We start from the raw sequence: 3,933 nt of genomic DNA on the forward strand, positions 1-3,933 counted from the left end.
GGGGTCAATCCTCCCTGAATACAACGCCGCTGGCTTACCGCTTACCCTCTACTAGCCTTTAGGTGAACCAAACCGCACGAGGCCTTCGGTTGCCTCACTAAGCAACGCGATTTCTTCTTCCAGAAAATATTTATAAATACCACTTGAAAGGATAATAAACCTTATGTTATATTTATACCGTAATATTAACTAAGGAGACTTCCATGAACTACCTGACCCACCATGCTGAAAAACGCACACAACAGCGCGGCATCCCGAAGTTAGTGATAGAACTTTTGCAACGCTTTGGCAAACGCACCTACGATCACCACGGCGGGGTAATTCGCTACCTGGACAAGGCCGCGCGCCGCGCTGTAGAAAAGTATATCGGCACACACGCCTTCCGCCGTATGCATGAATACTTCGACGCTTACCTCGTCGAAGCCACTGACTCAGGGGCCATTATCACCTGTGGCCATCGGTATGCGGATCTGAATACCCACTACAAACCCTAGCCTCCGAAGGAGATCAACATGACGAAATATCTCAATCTTATTGTCGTCTTCATCAACGCAACGGTGACAGTCATCGAAGCCATTCAAAAGACAAAGAAAACCAAATGAACGCAACGACGAAATCAGTCCTAACCGAACTCACCCACGAGACACTGCAAACGCTTATCAGCAACATCCGAAGGTACTTGTCAGTAGCTGGTGGCGCTGAGGCAATTGATTGTGGGCTAATCGGAGATCCTCCGGTAACCAAGTTGACCCAAGCCCAGTTAGTTGAAAGCGCTGGGATCAAATTACCAACACTCGCCAAAATTCTTAATGGAGAAACGACAAACCCAACCCTCGAGTCGATCTGCCAGCTCGCGGGGGGATTGAATATATCGCCAGCCTTGCTCCTGATGTCGACAAAAGACTGGAAGCTTTTGCTCGCCGGTGTCGACCGGCTCATGCAACTCGCTCAAGCTCCCGACAGGCAAGACTACCTACGTAGCGCACAAAAAGTAGCTGACGATCCGGCACCAAACCCGAAAGAGGTTGCCGAAGCGGCTCTAGCCCTTGGCCGCGAGTTTCTTAACAACGCAGAAAGGTCACGACAGATTTTGGAAATGTACAAGTTTTCTGCAATGGCTGACATGAATGCCTTGGAGCCGGTGCAGAAGCTCATTGTTCTTGTCCTAGCCTCGGTCTTCGGCTACAGAGCGCCTTCTACCCAATACCACTCCACCGAACAACAGATTAAGGACTAAATTATGCGCAAGGACAAAGAAGATTTGGCACTTCTGAACATTCTTCAGCAATGTGAGGCCAAGGAAAAAATACCGTTGATCGACTACATCACTGACTCGGGCAATGGCCGCCTTTCGCTGAGCGAAAAATCGAAAAACCAGTTGGTTTCAGCGAAAACATCCGAGAAATTCGACGATGCAAGAAATCAACTCATCATCGAAGAAATTCAAGCCTTTGGTGGCAATAGTTTGGTCAATCTGATTCGCTTCGGAGAAGGTGTTTCATATGACGAGATCGTCCGCGACGTAACATCCAAGGTCGGTGTCAAAGTAAAGAGCACTGACAGTTGCGAGGACATGGAAAACGCCATCATCTCCAAGATCATCGAGAAGGCATGGGACAAGATGAGTCCCGAAGAGCGCAATACCATGACTGAGTTCATGCACATTCCTGCCAAAGGCTCCGCTACGCTTGCAGCCGTATTAGCAGCCGCTGAACTTGGTGGTTTTGCGACATTTCAACTTGCTGCCAGTGTTGCCAACGCCCTTGCACGGCAAATTATTGGCCGTGGACTCACCTTTGGTGCCAATGCAGCATTGATGGAAGGACTTAGCGTACTGGTTGGGCCAGTCGGATGGGCTGTGATGGCCTTGTGGCTTGCGGCTGATCTCGCTGGGCCTGCCTATCGCGTGACCGTTCCCTGCGTCATACAGATCGCCTATTTACGACAAACCATTGCCATAAAAAACTTCAAGATATGCCCTCAGGGCCATCTGCAGAAAGATCCGAATGCGAAGTTCTGCAGCACCTGCGGTGCACCCATTGGAGCCCCTCGTCTGCGGAACGCCTGAGTGACAACCCAAGAAGGAGTCTCGCCATGTTTTTTGCGCTCATCTCTGTACTCGTGCTGTGTGTCCTAGCTCTTTTCCTGATATTCACCTACGCGATGATCATGATCACCCTGAGTGCGGTGGCCATGGTGTACATCATGAGTTTCCTCGCTTTCATGAGCATGTTCAGTTCAGACAACATCGGTATCGCCTTGCTGCTGGCTCTCATCACCGGTACGACGATTAACGCACTGCTGTACCGGACCTTCTTCGGCGGCGAGTGAGCGCAATTAATCTTTTCGACACAAATTAGCTCTCTATATTTCTGGGTTTGGCGTGTTTCCGTCGGTAACTACACCGGAACCGTACTATTTTTTCCCCAAATTCTGAGATAACTCATTCCCGAAAGGACAACATCCATGAACACGCCTGCAACCATCATGCCCCCCACTGTCCTTGCTCAGGACGACCGTCTAAGATCCTTGCGCCGGATGAAGGGCTGGGCACTGACTCTCTTGTTCGTAGTTGTCGCTGGGCTGGGCTTGGCCACAGTCATGGGCGAACATGGTATGTGGGCCTGGATCAAGGCATTCTGTGAGGCTGCAGCTGTCGGCGCTGTCGCCGACTGGTTCGCCGTGGTGGCTCTGTTTCGCCGCCCCCTTGGCCTACCAATTCCGCATACAGCCATCATCCCGAGCAATAAGAATCGGATTGCCGACAACTTGGCAATCTTTGTACGGGACCACTTCCTGGAACCCTCTGTCCTGCTGGACAAACTCTCGGTATTCGACCCTGCCATGCGCTTGGCACAGTGGCTGACCGATCCGGCGCGTGTCCATAACTTTGTTGGCACGGCCCGGAAGATAGGGTTACAAGCAGTCGACTTTCTGGACGATGCCATCCTGCAGCAGGCGTTCAAAACTCTTGTATTAGATGCACTGCACCGCTGGGATGCTGCCCAATCTGCCGGACAGGTGCTGGCCTTGCTTACACGGGAAGGCCGGCACGATGAACTGCTCAATCTGGCGTTGGAAAAACTCGGTCATTTGACCAAATATGGTAAAACGAAAGCGAAAGTTTCAGACCTTATCGCGCGATACATAAAACAAGAGTGGCCAAAAGTTTCGTGGGCGTTTAATCTTGCGGACCAAGTAAATACCATTGATTCTATATCCGCCTATCTGGCCAACAAAATCAACTTGGCCATGACTCAGGAATTTGGCGATATTCTTCAAAATCCCAACCACCCGTTACGCATATCCTATGGCGAGGGGGTGAATGACTTTATCCATAAACTTTGTGTCGATCCAGATCTTGGGCAACGCGTGCAGGAAATCAAAGTCAAAATCATCGATCACCCAAGCGTACACACCTACATCGATGGCTTGGTGCATGAGGTCAAGGACTGGTTGCGTCGGGATCTGACGCGCGAGGACTCCAGACTCGCCCAACACATCCAGTCCTCGCTCATGGAAATTGGCACCAAACTCGCCGCCGACCCAGAGTTGCGCGAGAGCATTAACGGCCACGTTCTGTCGGCTGCAGGCGAACTGGTGGGGAATTTGCGCGCGGGTGTGACCGAGCATATCGCACAAACAATCAAGGATTGGGACGAGACTAAGATGGTGCGCGAGATGGAGGTCAATGTAGGGAAGGATCTGCAGTACATCCGTGTGAGCGGAACCCTGGTTGGAGGCATGGTCGGCTTGGCACTATATGGCCTAGGTTCAGCCCTGACCTCACTCATGCCACACATCCGTTGACCTGATTATGTCTCTATCTCAGTGCGTACTGGAAAACTGTATGAATACACAGAATTCTGACCTCTTGCGAAAACCGATGAGGTGAATCATTGCGATCAACAGTACTTTGATTTCCGGAAATAC

General features: G+C 50.9%; 5 protein-coding genes. All 5 read left to right on the forward strand.

Annotated elements, in window-relative coordinates; genetic code table 11:
• Window positions 1–203: 203 nt before the first annotated feature.
• The 5 genes from IV91_RS0108695 to IV91_RS0108720 all read left to right on the forward strand — a co-directional run bounded on the left by IV91_RS0108695 (window position 204) and on the right by IV91_RS0108720 (window position 3,810).
• Window positions 204–494, forward strand: coding sequence for a hypothetical protein (locus IV91_RS0108695; RefSeq protein WP_031597662.1), 291 nt, complete (start codon window positions 204–206; stop codon window positions 492–494).
• Between the two features lie 104 nt (window positions 495–598).
• Window positions 599–1,237, forward strand: coding sequence for a helix-turn-helix domain-containing protein (locus IV91_RS16820; RefSeq protein ID WP_051862403.1), 639 nt, complete (start codon window positions 599–601; stop codon window positions 1,235–1,237).
• A gap of 3 nt (window positions 1,238–1,240) precedes the next feature.
• On the forward strand, window positions 1,241–2,068 hold the full coding sequence (locus IV91_RS0108710; protein ID WP_031597664.1) for a YaaW family protein: 828 nt from the start codon (window positions 1,241–1,243) through the stop codon (window positions 2,066–2,068).
• 26 nt (window positions 2,069–2,094) lie between these two features.
• Window positions 2,095–2,331, forward strand: a complete 237-nt coding sequence (locus IV91_RS0108715) for a hypothetical protein (RefSeq protein WP_031597667.1) — start codon at window positions 2,095–2,097, stop codon at window positions 2,329–2,331.
• Window positions 2,332–2,487: 156 nt separating this feature from the next.
• Window positions 2,488–3,810, forward strand: a complete 1,323-nt coding sequence (locus IV91_RS0108720) for a DUF445 domain-containing protein (RefSeq protein WP_051862405.1) — start codon at window positions 2,488–2,490, stop codon at window positions 3,808–3,810.
• Window positions 3,811–3,933 lie beyond the last annotated feature (123 nt).

The organism is Ferrovum myxofaciens (assembly GCF_000735045.1).
In the GTDB taxonomy this organism is placed as follows: Bacteria; Pseudomonadota; Gammaproteobacteria; order Burkholderiales; family Ferrovaceae; genus Ferrovum; species Ferrovum myxofaciens.

Bases quoted from the DNA above. Each gene is read 5' to 3' on its own strand.
- IV91_RS0108695 (WP_031597662.1), top strand. From the start codon at position 204: ATGAACTACCTGACCCACCATGCTGAAAAACGCACACAACAGCGCGGC.
- IV91_RS16820 (WP_051862403.1), top strand. From the start codon at position 599: ATGAACGCAACGACGAAATCAGTCCTAACCGAACTCACCCACGAGACA.
- IV91_RS0108710 (WP_031597664.1), top strand. From the start codon at position 1,241: ATGCGCAAGGACAAAGAAGATTTGGCACTTCTGAACATTCTTCAGCAA.
- IV91_RS0108715 (WP_031597667.1), top strand. From the start codon at position 2,095: ATGTTTTTTGCGCTCATCTCTGTACTCGTGCTGTGTGTCCTAGCTCTT.
- IV91_RS0108720 (WP_051862405.1), top strand. From the start codon at position 2,488: ATGCCCCCCACTGTCCTTGCTCAGGACGACCGTCTAAGATCCTTGCGC.